Here is an 18,451-nt window from a genome sequence, read left to right on the forward strand (position 1 = left end):
GTAAAGGATTCACAGAATTAACACACTAGATAGAGCCTGAATGTTGCCACATCTCATCTTCAACCGCTTTGTCACCTGTTAAGAACTGACTAATGTTAAAATTCTCAGTGAGAAATTTAGGATATTTTTATGTCAGTTGTAACTAACCCAATCAAGTTTGGTACAGATGGTTGGAGGGGTGTGATAGGTGAGGAGTTTACCTTTGAACGCTTGGCATTAGTCGCAACCGTAGCAGCCAAAGTTTTACATAATACTTACTTTTCTGAAGTGGGTAGCCGAACGATTATTATCGGTTATGATCGCCGATTTATGGCAGAAGAGTTTGCCCGTGTGGTTGCCAATGCCGTCACCGCAGTTGGTTTTGATGTCCTGTTTAGCGAAACCTTTGCCCCCACTCCGGCTTACAGTTGGGCGGCTAAAGAACTCAAGGCTTTAGGGGCATTAGTTGTCACAGCTAGTCATAATCCTGGCGCATATTTAGGATTAAAAGTTAAAAGTGCTTTTGGTGGTTCAGTACCACCGGAAGTTACTCAAGAGATAGAGGCTTTATTATCAGAAAAAGTTGCCCCAGCAGCGATTCCAGGTAAGGAAAAAACCTTTGATCCTTGGCCGAGTTATTGTCAAGCATTAGCCGCTAAAGTTGATATTCACAAAATTAAAGAAGCGATCGCAACTGGCAAGTTAACAATATTTGTGGATGTCATGCACGGGGCAGCGGCTGGAGGATTAGCACGATTATTAGGGGAACAAGTTAAGGAAATTAATAGCGATCGTGATCCTCTATTTGAAGGTGGTGCGCCTGAACCTTTACCAAAGTATCTTTCCCGACTATTTACAGTTATGAAAACTCATCGGCAAACCCATAAAACCGGTTTAACTGTGGGTTTGGTATTTGATGGAGATTGCGATCGCATTGCCGCCGTAGATCAAGATGCTAATTTCCTCAGTTCCCAGATCCTAATCCCCATCTTAATTGACCACCTCACCCTGCGCCGCAACTTTCAGGGCGAAATCGTCAAAACTGTCAGTGGTTCGGACTTAATGCCCCGTGTAGCCGCATTACATCACCTTTCTATCCATGAAACAGCAGTAGGTTATAAATACATTGCTGACCGAATGTTAGCTACCCAGGTACTATTAGGTGGTGAAGAATCCGGTGGCATTGGTTATGGTAGCCATATTCCCGAACGCGATGCTTTATTATCGGCACTGTATGTATTAGAAGCTGTGGTAGAATCTGGTTTGGATTTAGGTGAATATTATCGCTATTTACAACAACAAACTGGTTTTTCATCCAGCTATGATCGCATTGATTTACCTTTAGCAAATATGGAAGTCAGAGGGCGACTATTAGACCTTTTACAATCCCAACTTTTGACGGAAATTGCGGGTAAAGAAGTCATTGGTTGTCAAACAATTGATGGTTATAAATTCCGACTAGCTGATCAAAGTTGGTTAATGATTAGATTTAGCGGCACTGAACCAGTTTTACGTCTTTATTGTGAAGCCGCAACTCTGGAAGAAGTTCATAAAACTCTAGATTGGGCAAAAACCTGGGCAGAATCAAATTAATTGATAACTGTAATTTCTAGTCGGTTTTAACCGACTTTAGCTATAAGACGGGGAATTTATTCCCCGGCTATTGATTTAACTATAAGACGGGGAATTTATTCCCCGGCTATTGATTTAACTATGAAACGGGAAATTTATTCCCCGGCTATTCGCTTATTTTTAACTGATGTTTTTGCAGTTTGCGGAGGTTTATCTAAATCAGTTTCTTGTTCTAATAATGGAATTGTCGTTCCCTACAAATGATGTATTTTTTGATTATTTACATAATTAATAGCTTCTGGTAATTGTTTACCTCCTAAAGAAATATACCATATCCTTCCTGCCAACTAAATTTTTGTTGTCCATCACTTAAAGAATGATTATAATGATAAGCACTACTGCCTTTTAAGGTTTTCACGAATTCAGCAATAGATAATTTAGGAGGAATGGAAACCACTAAATGAATATGATCTTCAATTCCACCAATGGCATGAATTATACAACCTAAATAATCGGCTTTACCAATTAAATAACCATATAATTTCTGTTCTATATCATTGGTTATCAAAGGTTCGCGTTTTTTAGTAGCCCAAATAATATGATAATACAATCTCCACAAAGCCATAATTGATTTTGAAATAATCAGGAGTTTATTGATTCAGGAAATACGTTTATCCAGTTTATCCAGGAATACGTTTATCCAGTTTATCCAGTTTATCCAGGGAATAAATTCCCTGTCTTATAGCTAAAGTCGGTTGAAACCGACTAATTTTTAAGATGTTGTTTGAGTATTTTGTCAGGTTTTGGTGATGATTTGGTTGAAACTGACTAATTTTTAAGATGTTGTTTGGGTATTTTATCAGGTTTTGGTGATGAGTAGATAACAATTTTCAAGTATCAGCAATTATTTTCTCACCGGAAATTTTAAATATGTTCCTCCCAATCCTTCTACAATGATTCTTGTATTAGTTGTCATCATTTTTTGATAGGTTTCGCCGTCACTTCCTGGTTCACCTAGTCCGTCAATATAAAGTGGTTTTTGAGAAACTTTTACTTTCGCTGCTGTCGCTACAGGTACGAGTAAATTGGAATTGGTATTTGTATCTGCAAAAATTGTTGGTACTTTAGCTTTTTGAATATCCTTAGCCAAATTTCTGATTTTTGTATCTGTCAATTTTCCTATATTTTTGACATTATCTAAATTGACTGAATAGGGAATATCATAAGCTTTGACATAATAAATCATTGCTGAATTTGTTGTAATTAATTTTCGATTTTTATCGGGAATACTAGCTAATCTCCCTTTAATCCAATTATTGATTTGATTGATTTCTTGGGTAACTCTTTTTGTGTTTTTATTATAGATATTTTTATTTTTTGGTGCTAGTTTAATTAAACTACTATTAATTACTTTGACTATTTTGATGGTATTATTTGGATTATGCCAAACATGAGGTTCAACAATTTGTTTACCGTTTTTTCTAATTTTGATGAAATTTACACCCATAGTTTTAGCAACGGCAATTTTTAATTTAGGCTTTTTAATCTCTTCAATAATTTTAATTAACCCTGGTTCAAAGTTATAACCATGATATAATACTAAATTAGCATTTTTAATAGCTTGATTATCTTCTGGCATGGGTTTATAATTTATAGGATTCATCCCAGGAGGAATTAAACAAATCAGATTAATTGTATCTTCAGCAACTTGTTTTGTTAAATCGCAAATTACGCTATTAGTTGCTACGACAAAGGGCAAATTATTATTAATATTATTATTGGTGGTATTATATGTTGTATTAATAGTTTTATTTCCGCATCCAAATAAACCCACCATTACACCTAAAATGGTAGTTTTCAATAAATGTGAAGATAGTTCTTTTGCTGACATAATTTATTGTAATTAATGAATATATTCAAAAGTCTAGAATTGAAACCTTCTAATTTTGAGAATTATAGCATTTCTCAATTACATCTTAGTCCCCTCCTCGCTTGCGGGGAGGGGGTTGGGGGTGGGGTTTTTCTATATTTATCAATCGAGAAGCGCTATATATAAAGTAATAAAGACACAGACTCGCTGTGTCCCTAAAACATTGGTTATTCTAATTTCTTAAATTCCCACCATAGGTAACTTACCTTGTAATTTTTGTAAATTAGCTTGAACACAATTAGTACAACTGCAACCAGTTTGTTCTATTACAGAATGTGTGATGCTATTTATTTGCGGTGAAGCTAGATCAAGATTTGCTTGAGTAGATGAAACCACAATTATTTGCACAGCAGATGTAGGTTTGAATTGGGAAGCGTGTGCTGGGTTAACTACCAATAGCAGAGATGCGAAAAACATAGGAAAAGCCAGCAAAATCAGTTTGACTATTTTCATAATTCACATATAAACAGTTCTGTCAGTTGTCAGTTGTTAGTTGTTAGTTGTCAGTGGTCAGTGGTCAGTTGTTAGAGAATTTTCCTACCAGTTAATACTTCTCGCACTTCCAGCATGGCTGAATAGGTGGGGAGAATGTGTAAAGTTTCATTTGCTGGTGTATGCTCTAGAGCAGTAGCGATCGCTTGGTGCAAATTTGACTCTACAATCAGATTGATGTCACTGTCCAGAGACTCCTGACTATAACGCAGACGTAAAGCCATATCATACACGCGATCGCCACTCACAATCAACGTTCCACCCCTTGCTACCAACTTTTCTGTATCCACATCCCAAATCCATGATACATCAGTACCATCGGGAGTCCTATCATTCAAAACCAATAAAGTAGTTTTATCGGTACTTTGAGTGACGACACGAATAGTTTCATTTGTTCCTACAGGGTTTTTTGATAATAGAATCCGCACCCGTTTACCGTCAATCACTAAATCTTCCGCACGACCAAAAGCAGCTTGAAAATTATTAATTCCATCCCTAATATTCACCTCATCAACTCCTAATGCTTGCGCTGCTGTAGCTGCGGCTAAAGTATTATATTTGTTGTACAAACCCACAAGAATTTGTGGCCATTCCTGACTTAATAAAGCAGGTTTACTTTTAGTAAAACCACAACTAGGACAAGTAAAATCTCCCAAATGGGACAAATAAACCCCTTGATAATCTAAAGCATGACCACAGCTAGGACAATAAATAGAATCAACAGCATGAGGAATAGCTTCTAAATAATTTTCAGGCTCATTTAAACCAAAAAATAACACCTTTTGGGGTAACTGTTGACCCAAATAGGATAAAGTCGGATCATCAGCATTGGGAATAACTACAGTTGTTGGTGGTAAAGTAGCAATCACCTTAGTCCACCGCTTACTAATACTATCCACTTCCCCATATCTATCCAACTGGTCACGGAATAGATTCAAACAGAGAATAATTCGCGGTTGTAATGGTTTTAAAACCTTGGGAACTATATTTTCATCAACCTCCAAAATTGCATAATCTACATTCAGATTTCCTAACAAACTAGCATTGTCTATCAAAGCTGTTGCTAACCCATTTTCCAGATTTGCACCCGTAGAATTATGGGCAACACAAAAACCATTCCGTTCTAAAATAGTGCATAACAGTAACGCCGTAGTAGTTTTCCCATTCGTCCCCGCAATGAGAATTATCCCATTTTTAACCTGCTGACTCAATAACTCCAAAATCCGAGGTTCTATCCGTCGCGCAATCGAACCTGGTAAAACACTAGCAGCACCAAGACGCAATGACCGCACCAAAAACGTCACACTTTTAGCCATTGATACCGCAAAACCCAAGCGGAGTCTATCTATAACCTTTATTTTCTTACCCAGAGTCATGATTTATAAATAACCTATAATTGCAAAAAGAATTTTAACCCGTAATCCCAACTTTATGTGAAGCTGCACAGAATCATAAAATCCATAAATTCATCCGTCTTTATCTGCGTTTATCTGCGTTTATCTGCGGTCAATTACTCTGGAAATCTGATTCTATAGAGTTTCATCTTAACTTGGTATAAGTTTAACTCATAAGGCTTACACATTGACAAAGTTTCTTGAATATGCAATGTGTATTTTATCTCTTGTAGGGTGCGTCAGACCCGATAAGTTAGTAAAAAACAGATTTCCTTTATCTGACGCACTCTACTCAATAAGTTATTTCCAAAGCCGAAAATCCGGTTTTAGCTTTCTTCAGCAAGCCCTAACTAACAAATAATTTTTTCTCTGAAAATACCATGTAAAGGTTATCTTAAAAAATAGTGCGTGCGTATGATTATTATCCAAACCAGTTAACATCAGTTCAGCACAAACTCACAAAAAATAGTAGCAAAGACAAGGTTTCTGTTAATGAATAGCATAAAGTGGCTTTTTTCACAAACTCAAATAATTACTAATTGGCAACGGTTAGTGTCGAAATGCTTATTGCTGCTTGTTTGCTTATTCGTAATTAGTATGCAGCCAGCTTTAGCAGGTATTAAAGATGATCGATATGATGGCAATATTTTTGTAATTTATGCTGGTAATGGTTCTCTCGTTCCCTCCAAAGAAACACTAGCACAGACATTAGCAGAACATAAACCAGCCATAGTAACATTCTACATTGATGATAGTAGCGATTGCAAAAAATATGCCCCAGTTGTTTCCGAGATGCAAGCATTCTATGGTCGCGCAACGGAAATAATTCCTATCAGCGTTGATACTCTTTTAGCTGACAAGACCTATCAACCCACAGAACCGGGATATTACTATGGAGGAAGTGTTCCTCAAGTTGTAGTTTTTGACCAGTCAGGTAAGGTAATCTTGAATAAAAAAGGTCAAGTACCTTTTGAGGAAATAGACGATAAATTGAGAGAAATATTTGATTTATTACCCCGCACTGAGTCAGTCGAGTTAAAACGACGTTCACCTAAAGAATTCAGCAGTCAGTTAGAAGACCAATAGAATAGCACAAGTAGGGGTTTAGGGTAGGGGTTTAGCAGTGCTAAACCCCTACAAATATTAGGTTTTCGTGATTTTATAAAAGTCTATGTGCCAACCGTTTTGAGTATACATTATATCACCGAGAAAATTGGCGTTTTAAAGCTGTAAAAACTGGACAAGGGGCTGATGTTTGTAAATTCTCCGGTTTATTCCAAGTAAAAGGCGCTTTTTGAGCCGCAGACATCCATAATAGTCTTTTGGCTCTAGTCATGGCAACATAAAGTAATCGGTATTCTTCGGCAATTTTCAGGTATTTTGATTCTTCCCACGCTTGCTTAATATCTGGTATAGGTTTTTTGTGAAGTCCGGCACGAATTTGGGCGCGGGCAACTTCTGATAAAGTAAAATCACCTAAAAATTGTCCTTGGGGGGGAATCCAAAATCGTCCAGGAATTAAATTTTCATGGAGAAAAGGCAAAAATACATAATCCCAGTCTAGCCCTTTGGCTTTGTGCATGGTGATAATTGTTAATTGTCCGGCTTTGGTGTATTGTGCTTCTACATTTTCTGGTTCTACAGATTCAAATCTTTCGGAATTGACAATTTCACTTAAAGTTGAGATCATTGCCCCCATAGAACTATTACCAAAAATTTGCAGATTTACCCGTTCTGCAAGTTTGTCAGCGGTTGCTAATTCGGCTTGATCATATTTTAAAGATAAGGCGAAAAAAGAAATTATTTGATAAAATGGTAATTCTAAATAAGCCCTGAGTAGACTCCGACAAAGATGAGCGGCTTTTTGGACTATTTCTGTTTGAGGTGTGGCTAAAGGACCTGGATATAGAAATTCTTCAGGTAAACTAGCTAGAGTGTTAATGTCTTGGGTAGGAATTAATTGCCGTTCGACAAGGACTTCTAAGGTAGCTTTGAGATAATCGGGGGAATGGGGGCGATCGCAAAACTGTAATAATGATAGAATTTCTTGAGGAACATGAGAACGGCGTTCTTTTTCTCCCACATCATAAAGTTTAATTTTATGTTGTTCACATATTGGTGCTAAAGCCGCACCTAACCATCGTCCTTGGCGATTTTCTCTGACTAATATCGCTGCACAAGCTTGGGGATTTTCTGTAAATAACTCAATTACTCTTTGGGAAAGTAATTCAACTGTATGATGAATATCTCTAGGGATATGAATTTCTAAACCTTGTCCCACAGGTTCAGGATTGCCATTTTCTTGATTAACTGGTTGAATTTTCTGATTTCTAAATGGTGCTTGTCTATGTTGAATTTTGGCAAAATCTTGATTATTGACCCATTCTAAAGCAAAGTTAGCTGCATCAATAATTATTTGCGTACTGCGCCCAGCTTGATCCATTTCGGCCAGTCTATCTTGAATTTGACAATCTTCGCAAAATTCTCGAAAATAAATTGGGTCAGCAGGTGTAAACGTAGAATTAATGGCTTGATTAGGATCACCAACTCTAATTAAATTCAAAGCTGATTTATCTAAATTATCTGCATATTCTTGACTAGCCAGTATTTCTAATAAATCGGTTTGTAATGGACTAGAATCTTGAGCTTCGTCTTCAAAAACAGCAAAAACTTTATTTTGTTCAATGCGGCAGGTGCTAGGATTTCGCAGAACTTTTAAAGCCCCCAATATCATATCATCGTAATCAATAAAATCCTGCAACTGCATGATTTTTTGATATTGTTCATATAATCCAGCGGCTATTCTTAAAATGTCATATTTATTATGAGTTTGTTCACTCCACTTTAATAAATCTGCTGGTGATATTCCCGAACTTTTGGCTTCATGAATCACCGTATAAGCTAAATCTGGTAATATTTCCGTTCGTAGCACCGATTGACGACGGAGTTTTTCGGTTTCTTCTCCATCAAATTGATTTCCTGCAAGTAAGCGTAGATAAATTTCTGGATAATTAGTAATCCATTGTTCTACTGCTGTGCGGATGAATTTATGACTTTGATTTGGCGTGATTAAAGTCGCATTTTCTAATTGTAATCCCGATAAATGAGGATGACGACTAGCGATAATTAAAGCTAAACCATGCAAAGTATAAACAGCAAATCCTGTTTGTGGTAAAGATAATTTCTTTAAGTTTTCCCGAATTTTAAGTTTAATATTAGCAGTGGCAGAACGGGTAAAAGTAACAACAATTAACTGTTTATAATCCTGATTGCCTGTATTTAAATAATACTCATATTGACGAGCAATGGCGATCGCTGCTGCTGCCGCCATCCCCGTAGATTTGCCCGCCCCAGGCACAGCAGACACCGCCAATGGTCCCCCTTGCCAATCCGCCATTTGCGTTTGCCCTGGGCGCAATTGGGCGCGAATAACAGCGATATTCTCTTTTAATTTAGTTAGCGCTGATACTTCGGCAATAATTGGAGAATCTGGCATAAGTTAATTGGTAATTGGGCATGGGGCATGGGGCATTGGTGAAAACTATTCTTCTTCCTCCGAACTCCGAACTCCGAACTCCGAACTCCGAACTCCTGACTCCTCTAATTCAAAAGCTGTTGAATAGTATTTACCAAGTTCTTGAGTTTAAGAGGTTTAGAGAGATATTCATTTGCCCCTGCGGCTAAACATTTTTCTCTATCACCGGGCATAACTAAAGCTGTGAGAGCAATAATGGGTAAAGTTGCTAAATCTGGATTTAACCGAATTTGTCTGATAGCTTCTAAACCATCCATTTCTGGCATTTGAATATCCATCAAAATTAAATCAGGACGATGAGATTTAGTTAGTTCGATAGCTTCCAATCCATCTTTTGCGGAAATCACTTGGTATCCTTTAGCCTCTAAATAGCTAGAGAAAGTCAGAACATTACTTTTATTATCTTCTGCCAATAAAATCACTATATTTTTCTTGACCGTATCATTAAAAGTGGTGACAAAATTACCTGGGGATGGGTTTACAGATTGAGAAGAAGAAGTAGGGATATTAGCACAAGGTAAATCAACAAAAAAACTACTCCCCACACCTATCTCACTGCTTACGTCCACTTGTCCACCGTGCATTTCCACAATCCGCTTAACGAGAGAAAGCCCCAAACCAGTTCCAGTATATTTACGGCTCAAAGAACTATCAATTTGTACAAAAGATTGAAATAGTTTAGAGATATTTTCCGGGGCAATACCGATACCTGTGTCAATGACAGCAATTCTGATAAAATCTTGCGGATGTGTAATTTTTGATTCTGGGGGATGTTCCTTCTGTGTAACCACTAGGGTAATAGCTCCCCCTTCTAAAGTAAATTTGACCGCATTATTGAGTAAGTTAATCAAAACTTGTCGAATCCGCCGTTCGTCGCCTATTAGGGTTGGTAAATGAGGTTGAATCTTCACATGAAGCTGAATTTGTTTTTGGAAAGCTTGCTGTTTAATAAAAGCTAGACTGGATTGGCAAAGTTGATTAATACTTATGGAAGTACAGTCCAATTGTATTTGCCCCGCTTCAATTTTCGACAAATCCAGAATGTCATTAATCAGTTCTAACAAGTGAGTACCGCTGCGCTCAATAGTTTGTAAACTTTGGCGTTGTCGCTCATTAATCACGCCAAATACCTGATCTTGCAACCCTTCTGAGATCCCCAGGATGGCATTCAGGGGGGTGCGAAGTTCGTGACTCATATTGGCCAGAAACTCATCTTTGAGACGGGTAGCACGGGTGAGTTGTTCATTGGAAGCAGCAAGTTGTTGATTTGTCTCTTGGAGTTGGGTTTCTGCCTGTTTGCGTTGGCTAATATCCACAATATAGCCAATTATTTCGGTAATTCTTCCCATGTCATCCCGCACTAGACGAAATTCATCCTCTAGCCAATAATAACTACCATCTTGATGGAGAAAGCGATATTGGGATGGATGATGTTCTTGTGCTTGCAGATCAGATAGCCGAGCCAAAACCTGGGGTAAGTCGTCTGGGTGAATATGATTGATCCAGAAATTCGGTTCTGCTAACCATGTTTCTTTTGTATAGCCTAAAACGTTCTGGACGTTTTTGCTGATGAAGGTTGTTTCGTAGTTTCCACTGGCTTGACAGGTATAAATAATGGCTGGACTGGCGGCAAGAACAAATTCTAGGCGGTCTTTAAGGCGTTTATTTTGTAATTCTTCGCGTCGGCGATTGGTAATATCGTAGTTAATGCCGATCATCCGTTGGGGTTGTCCTTGGGAATTGTATTGAACAACTCCATGTCCTTTGATGATGCGAATGACACCATTGCGGAGGACAATTCTGAATTCAACATCTAGTTCTTGTTTATTGGCAATGACTTGTTGAGTGGCCTCACGAAGAGCTACTCTATCATAGGGATAAACAAATTGTTCAAATTTTGCCCAAGCTCCCTGACTGGGATCAAAATTGACAGCAGAGACACCGAATATTGTATACATTCTCTCATCCCACACCAGGGAGTCGTTTATTAAATCAAAATCCCAAATGCCCATTTTTGCCGATTTTACTGCTAATTTGAGGCGATCTGAAAGGCTACGCAGTTGTATTTCTGCTGCTTGTAATTTGGCTTCTGATTTTTTGCGATCGCTAATATCAAAGTTAATACCGATCATCCGTTGTGCTTTTCCCTCACTATCACGCTGGACAATTGCATAGGCTTTGATAAATTTGATTGTGCCATCAGCCCAGATAATTCTGTATTCAGTATCAAAATCTTTTGTACCGGCGATCGCTTGTTCAATAGCAATGTAAGTAGACAGAGCATCATCGGGGTGCAAACTTGTTTTCCATATCTCATAAGTATGGACAAACTCTGAAGGGGTCATCCCATAGAGTTCGTACATTCGCTCATCCCAGATAACATTGTTATTAATAATATCCCAGTCCCAGATGCCTATTTGACCGGACTTAATCGCCAAATTAAACCGATCTGAGAGGTTATGGAGTTGTTCTTCTGCCTGTTTATTGGCTGTAATATCACGAGCAGTGGTAATTAAACGCAGGATATTTCCATGTAAATCAAACACAGGCGCGACTAAAATATCCCACCATTTGGGGATGCCCTTATGGGTGGGAGAAAATCCTTGAAAATGGCTCACCTGTCCGCTTTTTGCGGTTTCTAATGCTTGAATTGCCAGTGATTGATCCGGTTCTGTCCAATATTGTATCCATTGTTTGCCCAGCACCTGGGAGGGATCATCAATTTCCATCAAGGTTAATCCGGCCTGATTCATGGAAATAATGTTGCCATCAGGGTCTAAAATTTTCAGGCAATCGGCGTTGTTTTCAAAGATGCTGCGGTTAAACTCTTCGCTGTCACGGAGGGTAATTTCGATTTGTTTGCGGACGGTAACATCTCGATCCATGCCTCGATAGCCGCGAAATTGTCCATCTTCATCAATAATGGGGGCGGCGCTGGTTTCTAAGGTAATCAGTCTGCCATCTTTATGGAGATTAATATTTTCTAAACATTGAAACGGAGCTTGCACTGATGCAAATTTACTAACCTCCTGGAATACTCTGGCGGCTTCTTCCGGTGGCATAAAGTCAAAGGGACTTTTACCCAAAACTTCTGCGGGGAAATAGCCCAAAATGTTGATAATTTGGGGACTGCTGTAGGTGTAAATTCCATCTTCATTAACTTCCCAAATCCAATCACTAGAAGTTTCTACAAGGTTACGGAAGTGTTCTTTGCTTTGTTGTAATTCTATGGTGCGTTGGGCGACTTGGGCTTCCAAAGTCTGATTTTGCTGCTCTAAAACTTGTAGTAGGCTATCGCGCTCCTGTTCTGTTGCTTTGCGTTTAGTAATATCCTCAGCAATAGCACCAATACGGTAAATTTTCCCAGAACTATCTCTGATGGGAAAGCACCGTCCCCAGATCCAGCGAATTGTGCCATCAGATCGCATAATCCGGTATTCTTCATTCAAGAATCCTGAGTTATGAGTGGTTTTATAGGCGATATTCATGCGTTCACGATCATCAGGATGGATAAAAGTCATCCAGGAATCAGGATTTTCATACAAGCTCTCGCAGGGTTGCTGCCAAATTTGTTCGTATGCAGGGTTAACATAGAGTAATTTCCCAGAATCAATCTGACGCAACAATATTACTCCCACACTGTTCTCTGCAAACTGCCGAAATTTCTCTTCGCTTTCCTTAAGTGCATTTTCATACTGCTTGCGTTCAGTGATGTCCTGGGACATGATCATACCTGCAATCACCTTACCCTGGTCATCTCTTACAGGCAGATAATAGGTTATATAGATGCGATCGCCATAAGAAACTTCCGTGATATTAGTTTGGCCATCCAATGCTTGTCGAAAGCTAGGGGCAATGATCTCACATACTTCGGTTGAAAAAACTTCCCAAATTGTTTTCCCTTCTAATTGCTGTTTACTTAAACCCGAATCAGCGAGTCCTAAACCCCCCGCTACAATGTATCTCAGGTCATGGTCAAAAAGTAAAACTGCACCATTAGGAAAATTACTGATTAAGGTGCTATAAAGCTGTTCGCTACGCCGCAGTGCTGATTCTGCTTGTTTGCGACTACTAATATTAGTAATTGTCCCTACATATCCTGTCACCATGCCTGCGGAGTCTTTTTCGGGAACGGCTTGCCCAAATACCCAAGTTTCTTCCCCGTCAGGTCGCACATAGCGATATTCTAAACTAAAAATTTCACCTGTTTGCACCAAATTATCCCATTGAGTCTCAACCAAATCTCGATCTTCTAGATGTAGGGCTTTTTTCCAGCCTTCCCCCCTGGCTTCTTCAGGTGTCAAGCTAGTATTCTCACACCATTGATTATTAACATACACACAATTACCTGCTGCGTCAGTGCGATAAATACCTACCGGGGCTGATGCTACCAGGGCGGCATAGCGTTGTTCACTGGCTTTTAATGCTCTCTCTATTTCTTTTTGTTCTGTAATATCTTCATAGCTGGCAAGAATACCGATAATCTCACCATTAGGAGTTTTTAGCGGCATTTTGTTAGTGCGTAACCATCTAGGAATATTGTCACTTTTTGTAAAGGGTTCTTCAATATTCAACTTAGGTTGACCTGATGTGATGACGATGCGATCATCTGCCTGATAAAGTGGCGCTTGTTCTTGCCAGGGCATATCAAAATCTGTCTTGCCAACAATTTCTTCAATCAGGGATAGCCCAGCATCTAACATTAGTTGCTTGTTGCAGCCTAAATAACGACTATTGCAGTCTTTCCAAAAGACGGCTAGAGGCAGGGTGTCCATGATCAGTTGCAAGAGAATTTGGTTTTCCTCAAGTGCCTGTTCTACCTGTTGATAAATAATTTCGCTGCGTTTAGCTGCGGTGATGTCTCTTGCTGCCCAAATTACAATTTGTTCGGAAATGGGTGAAACTTTAGCACTAAACCAAACTATTTGGTTGTTAATCTGTAACTGGTATTCACACTCTGAGGTTTGCTGTGTCGCTAAGGTTTGCCCAATCACACTCACACACATATCTGCCAGGTGAGTGGGTAAAACCTCATGGACTGTTTTGCCAATCGAATCTTCCACCGGTTGATAAAAGTTATCTGTTTTAGTGGGAGCAATTTTCAGATAACGTCCCTGTTGATCTAGCACCAAAATCACATCAACCATTGCATTGAACAGTCCACGCAGTTCAGCTTCTGAGGCTACAAGAGCTTCTACAGCCTGTTTGTATTCACGTTCAAGATGATTTTTATCAGTGATATCTCGTCCCTCTGCAATCATCATGATCACCTGCTCTGATTCATCTTTCAGAGGACGTAGTGAAAAGTCTATGGTGGCTATCTGATTCCCAGATCCCAATACATCCACTTCATAGCGAATAAATTCCCCTTGGGCAGCACGGGCGATCGCTTGCTTTAACTTGTCCTGATTTTCTGGAGAATTTGTCCACCAATAAGTTTCCCAGAATGGCCGATTGACTACATCTTCTAATTGGATTCCACCAAAAATTAAAGCTGTCTGATTGGCTTCTAGTAAAATTCCGGCGGTTGTCAGCAGTCCTGTAAACTGAAAAGTATTATTGAAAATGGCTCGGAATTTTTGCTCACTGGCTGCTAATTCTCTGGTGCGTTCCTCTACTGTATGTTCTAAACAAGCATTCAGAGTTTGCAGATTTTTATAGAGTTCTGCCTGTTGAATAGCAATTAGAGCTTCTTGATCTTGCAACTTCGTGACTTTACGATTAAGTGCCGTGACATTAAGTAAACTATCAATCCTGTGACATAAGGAAATATCCGTAATATCCTGTTTGATCAAATAGTCCATTGCCCCTTTTTTTATGGCACTCACCGCCATCTTTTCATCCTCTTTTCCTATTAGGATGATCACAGGTAGTTTTGCTAAATAGTCTTTACCCATAGCTTCTAGTAACTTCCAGCCATTTTCATCGGGCAAATTAAAATCTATCAAGACCACATCAAGATCGTGAAATTTCCGAATTTCTAGAGCTTCCTGGACAGTTTCGGCTTCTAAAATTTGATACCTAGTAGTTACATCAGAATGAAGATACTGGGAATATGTGGCCCGATCCATTTCCGAACCGTCCACAATCAAAATAGTTGCCGACAATTTATCAAGGTCAGTATCAATTGGACTAGGGATGTTAGTCATGGCTGGATTGAACCATAAAGCAAGCAAATACATTGAGACTTTATGTCTATCACAAAAAAAAGTTCTAGGATATGTCTCACATCACACATTAGTTATTGGTCAGTTGTCATTGGTCAGTTGTCAGTTGTCAGTTGTTATTGGTAATTTTCTTCTTCCTTCTGACTGGTCACTGAGCGAAGTCGAAGTGCTGACTCCTCCAAACTCATTCATCAATCTGCCAAGCATCCTTGGTATATTCTTCATCAAGGACTTTCTTCGGACGAACCAAGACAATCATTTTTCCTAAGAGGGGAATTGCTGGTGCAGTTTCAAACCATTGAAAGTCAATACTATCGCCGTTTTCAAACACAAAGTAATTAGAAATATCCCATTCGCGTTGAGCGCGATCAATAACGATCATGATCGGTTCAACCTTGTTTTGATGGGGATTAGGGAAAATATCACTGTTACCAATAACGACCACCGGATCTTCGGCATTTAGTAGCACTTTCCAACCCGGTAAGGCTACCCAAGCTTGTTCTCCAGCAAATTTAACCATCCGAAATGGTTGAATTTCCGTAATAAAGGGTACGGCTTTTAATTCCTGTGGAGTTAATGGCAATTCTCCTACAACTGGTAAAATTCGGGGTAAATCTTCGTCAATTTCTAGACGATAAAATGGCAAAATCGGCGGCGCTACTTTAGGAGTAACGCTGAAATCCATTAACAGTTGTTCTAGTTGTTTTCTAGCTGTTTCGGAGTGAGCAAAGCGTAAGCCTTTGGCAATTAAGCGCGATCGCTCGGATAAGTCAGATTTTTGTTTAGCATATTTCCAAGATTGATAAGCGATCGCATCTCCTGGATGTTTACTAAAACCTTCTGGTAAACTAGGAAACCAAGAATAATCTTTAACTGCTTTGGCTATATCCCTGACTACATCGGCATCAAGTTTATATTGATAGGTCAAATCCGCAGTGGTGGCTCGATCTTCTTGGGTTAGTCCACGCAATTCATATAACACATCACTACTCTTGGTGCTATAATATGCCAATGTTGCCGATGATGAGCCACATTTTTCCATAGAATTGTAAACTTGAGAGCCAACAATTACCTGATTTTGTTGAATCGGTTCAAATCCAGTGGCTTCAAAAATGTCTTGGGGATTGTAACCGTTTTTTTGTAGATAAGCGATCGCTTGTCCCCATTCCACCCAAGTTCCCTGTTTTTGTCTCAGCTTAACTAATAATTCTGTGGCTGTTTCTTGGTCAGGATTTGGCAAATTGGGCTGTATTTCGGTCATAATTAAAAGGTGCGTCTTAAAAAGTGAATACTGTTTGATGAGCGTGAAGAAATATAAAGTTGGGAAACTATCTTCTTCTCTTATGTGTATTTTGACTTATTACTCATAAAAATAGTCATAAAAAATAAGTGAGATATATAGTTGTATAATTAGTGTATCAAAAAAATTTGCATCTCACTTGAGTCTTCAGTGCTATTATTAACATCATACAGATAGAAAATATAACAAAACAGCAGTTAACATGACTATATTTATTTATGGATAACCCCAATCTTGAGTCTAACCAAATTCGCAGTCAACGCACAACCTCTGAAAGTGCCAAAAAACTCAAAATCCTAGTTGTGGACGATGAACCAGATAATTTAGACCTACTTTATCGGACATTTCGCCGTGATTTTCAGGTACTAAAGGCTGATAGTGGAGTCAAAGCCTTACAATTGCTAGAACATGAGGGAGAGGTAGCAGTAATTATTTCCGATCAACGGATGCCGGAAATGAAAGGTACGGAATTTCTTAGTCGGACTCTACCACAATTTCCTGATACAGTGCGAATAATTTTGACTGGTTTTACCGATATTGAAGATTTGGTAGAAGCAATTAATTCCGGGCAAGTGTATAAATATATCACCAAACCCTGGGACCCAGGAGAATTAAAAGCTGTAGTCCAAAGAGCCGCAGAAAGCTATGATGTGATCAAACAGCGTACAGATAAATTACGCTGCGCTCACGGACAAATGGATTTGTTAAATGTCTTAGTAGAGCTAACTCAAGCCGGCCGTTCTGTAAAAGATGCCCTCAACCCTATAGCTCAAGTCATTGCTGAGACTTTAGCCGCCAATGGCTGTATTTTACAGCTAATAGAGCAAAACACCTTCAGTAAGACCCAAGGCGTTTACAGTGAGACGGGAACTATAGAAAATTGGTTAGAACAAGATCAATTGACTCAACAAGCGATCGCTACCAAACAAATTCAACTCTGTCTAAATATACCTGAAGATCCTAATTTAAATAGCATTAGTTACTATCAAGATCATAATGTCAAAGCACATCTAGTAATTCCCATTAGCCATCGCAGTAAAATCTTAGGAATATTATCAATCCAGTGGCAAAAACCATACACTTTACAAGAACATGAACTCAAACTGATTCATTTATCAGTAGAATTAATAGCGATTTTTTTGGTTGGTAATTGTTCTTGTTTGGAAGAATGATAGAAGAAGGAGTCAGGAGTCAGGAGTCAGGAGTCAGGAGGAAGAATGGAGAAGGGAGAAGGGAGAAGGGAGAATAAAGAAGAAAATTACCAATTACCAATTACCAATTACCAATTACCAATTACCAATTACCAATTCCCTTAATAAATGAGTAACGAAGTCCGCGCTATATTTAATCGTATTGCTCCCGTTTATGACCAACTTAACGATCAGTTAAGCTTGGGACAACACCGCATTTGGAAAGAAATGACAGTCAAATGGAGCGCAGCTAAACCCGGTGATATTGGTTTAGATTTATGTTGCGGTAGCGGGGATTTAACCTTTCGGTTAGCACGTCATATAGGGATGACAGGCAAAGTTTATGGAGTAGATTTTTCTGCTAACTTATTAAATACTGCTCAAGAACGCTGCAAAAATTACTATCCCCAACCTCCTATTAATTGGATAGAAGCAGATGTATTAAATTTACCTTTTGATGATAATTATTTTGATACAGCCACGATGGGTTATGGATTAAGAAATGTTAAAGATATTCCTGGTAGTCTCAAAGAAATACACCGTGTTCTCAAACCAGGTGCAAAAGCCGCAATTTTAGACTTTCATCGTCCCGACAATCAACAGTACCGTGCTGTGCAACAGTGGTATTTGGATAATCTGGTAGTTCCCATAGCCACTAATCTAGGTTTAAAAGACGAATATGCTTATATTAGCCCTAGTTTAGACCGCTTTCCCACTGGGAAAGAGCAAATAGAGTTAGCGCTTCAAGTTGGTTTTATGGATGTCACACACTATCCCATTGCTAACGGTATGATGGGAGTATTAGTAGTAATTAGGTGATTGGTAATTGGTGATTGGTAATTGGTGATTGGTGATTACCCTCTTCTCTACCTATTCCCTATTCCCTATTCCC

At 38.8% G+C, this 18,451-nt stretch carries 11 protein-coding genes and 1 pseudogene; 5 read left to right on the forward strand and 7 right to left on the reverse strand.

Annotation, left to right across the window (positions count from 1 at the left end):
* Nucleotides 1–129: 129 nt before the first annotated feature.
* Complete coding sequence (locus FJR05_RS04070) at nt 130–1,572, forward strand: phosphoglucomutase/phosphomannomutase family protein (protein WP_168642920.1); 1,443 nt, start codon at nt 130–132, stop codon at nt 1,570–1,572.
* 118 nt (nt 1,573–1,690) lie between these two features.
* Here FJR05_RS04070 and tnpA read toward each other — a convergent pair.
* The 4 genes and pseudogenes from tnpA to FJR05_RS04090 form a co-directional block, all read right to left on the reverse strand.
* Nucleotides 1,691–2,176 (reverse strand): annotated as a pseudogene (gene tnpA / locus FJR05_RS04075) (IS200/IS605 family transposase).
* Nucleotides 2,177–2,455: 279 nt separating this feature from the next.
* Complete coding sequence (locus FJR05_RS04080) at nt 2,456–3,442, reverse strand: metal ABC transporter solute-binding protein, Zn/Mn family (RefSeq protein WP_168642921.1); 987 nt, start codon at nt 3,440–3,442, stop codon at nt 2,456–2,458.
* 219 nt (nt 3,443–3,661) lie between these two features.
* A complete protein-coding gene (locus FJR05_RS04085) occupies nt 3,662–3,934 on the reverse strand; it encodes a hypothetical protein (protein WP_168642922.1) in 273 nt (90 codons plus the stop codon).
* A gap of 71 nt (nt 3,935–4,005) precedes the next feature.
* Nucleotides 4,006–5,349: a Mur ligase family protein gene (locus tag FJR05_RS04090; RefSeq protein WP_168642923.1), complete on the reverse strand. Its 1,344-nt coding sequence runs from the start codon at nt 5,347–5,349 to the stop codon at nt 4,006–4,008.
* Between the two features lie 510 nt (nt 5,350–5,859).
* On the opposite strand from FJR05_RS04090, the gene FJR05_RS04095 reads away from it, so the two are divergent.
* Nucleotides 5,860–6,453: a thylakoid membrane photosystem I accumulation factor gene (locus FJR05_RS04095; RefSeq protein ID WP_168642924.1), complete on the forward strand. Its 594-nt coding sequence runs from the start codon at nt 5,860–5,862 to the stop codon at nt 6,451–6,453.
* Between the two features lie 115 nt (nt 6,454–6,568).
* Here FJR05_RS04095 and FJR05_RS04100 read toward each other — a convergent pair whose 3' ends face one another.
* The 3 genes from FJR05_RS04100 to FJR05_RS04110 all read right to left on the reverse strand — a co-directional run bounded on the left by FJR05_RS04100 (nt 6,569) and on the right by FJR05_RS04110 (nt 16,330).
* Complete coding sequence (locus tag FJR05_RS04100; RefSeq protein WP_168642925.1) at nt 6,569–8,863, reverse strand: ATP-dependent helicase; 2,295 nt, start codon at nt 8,861–8,863, stop codon at nt 6,569–6,571.
* A 104-nt stretch (nt 8,864–8,967) separates the two neighbouring features.
* Complete coding sequence (locus FJR05_RS04105; RefSeq protein WP_168642926.1) at nt 8,968–15,051, reverse strand: PAS domain S-box protein; 6,084 nt, start codon at nt 15,049–15,051, stop codon at nt 8,968–8,970.
* Between the two features lie 202 nt (nt 15,052–15,253).
* Complete coding sequence (locus FJR05_RS04110) at nt 15,254–16,330, reverse strand: RuBisCO accumulation factor 1 (protein ID WP_168642927.1); 1,077 nt, start codon at nt 16,328–16,330, stop codon at nt 15,254–15,256.
* Nucleotides 16,331–16,587: 257 nt separating this feature from the next.
* Between FJR05_RS04110 and FJR05_RS04115 the strand changes: the two genes are divergently transcribed.
* Genes FJR05_RS04115 through ubiE form a run of 3 tightly spaced genes read left to right on the forward strand, consistent with a single transcriptional unit; the run spans nt 16,588 to nt 18,378 of the window.
* Nucleotides 16,588–17,541 (forward strand): response regulator, encoded by a 954-nt coding sequence (locus FJR05_RS04115; RefSeq protein ID WP_168642928.1) that lies wholly within the window; start codon nt 16,588–16,590, stop codon nt 17,539–17,541.
* Complete coding sequence (locus FJR05_RS04120) at nt 17,513–17,692, forward strand: hypothetical protein (protein WP_168642929.1); 180 nt, start codon at nt 17,513–17,515, stop codon at nt 17,690–17,692. Before FJR05_RS04115 ends, FJR05_RS04120 begins: the two co-directional genes overlap by 29 nt.
* Entirely contained in the window at nt 17,689–18,378 is a 690-nt protein-coding gene (gene ubiE, locus FJR05_RS04125; protein WP_168642930.1) for a bifunctional demethylmenaquinone methyltransferase/2-methoxy-6-polyprenyl-1,4-benzoquinol methylase UbiE, read from the forward strand. The genes FJR05_RS04120 and ubiE overlap by 4 nt, the downstream gene beginning before the upstream one ends.
* Nucleotides 18,379–18,451 lie beyond the last annotated feature (73 nt).

The sequence above is a fragment of the Dolichospermum sp. UHCC 0259 genome (assembly GCF_009711935.1).
Classification (GTDB): domain Bacteria; phylum Cyanobacteriota; class Cyanobacteriia; order Cyanobacteriales; family Nostocaceae; genus Dolichospermum.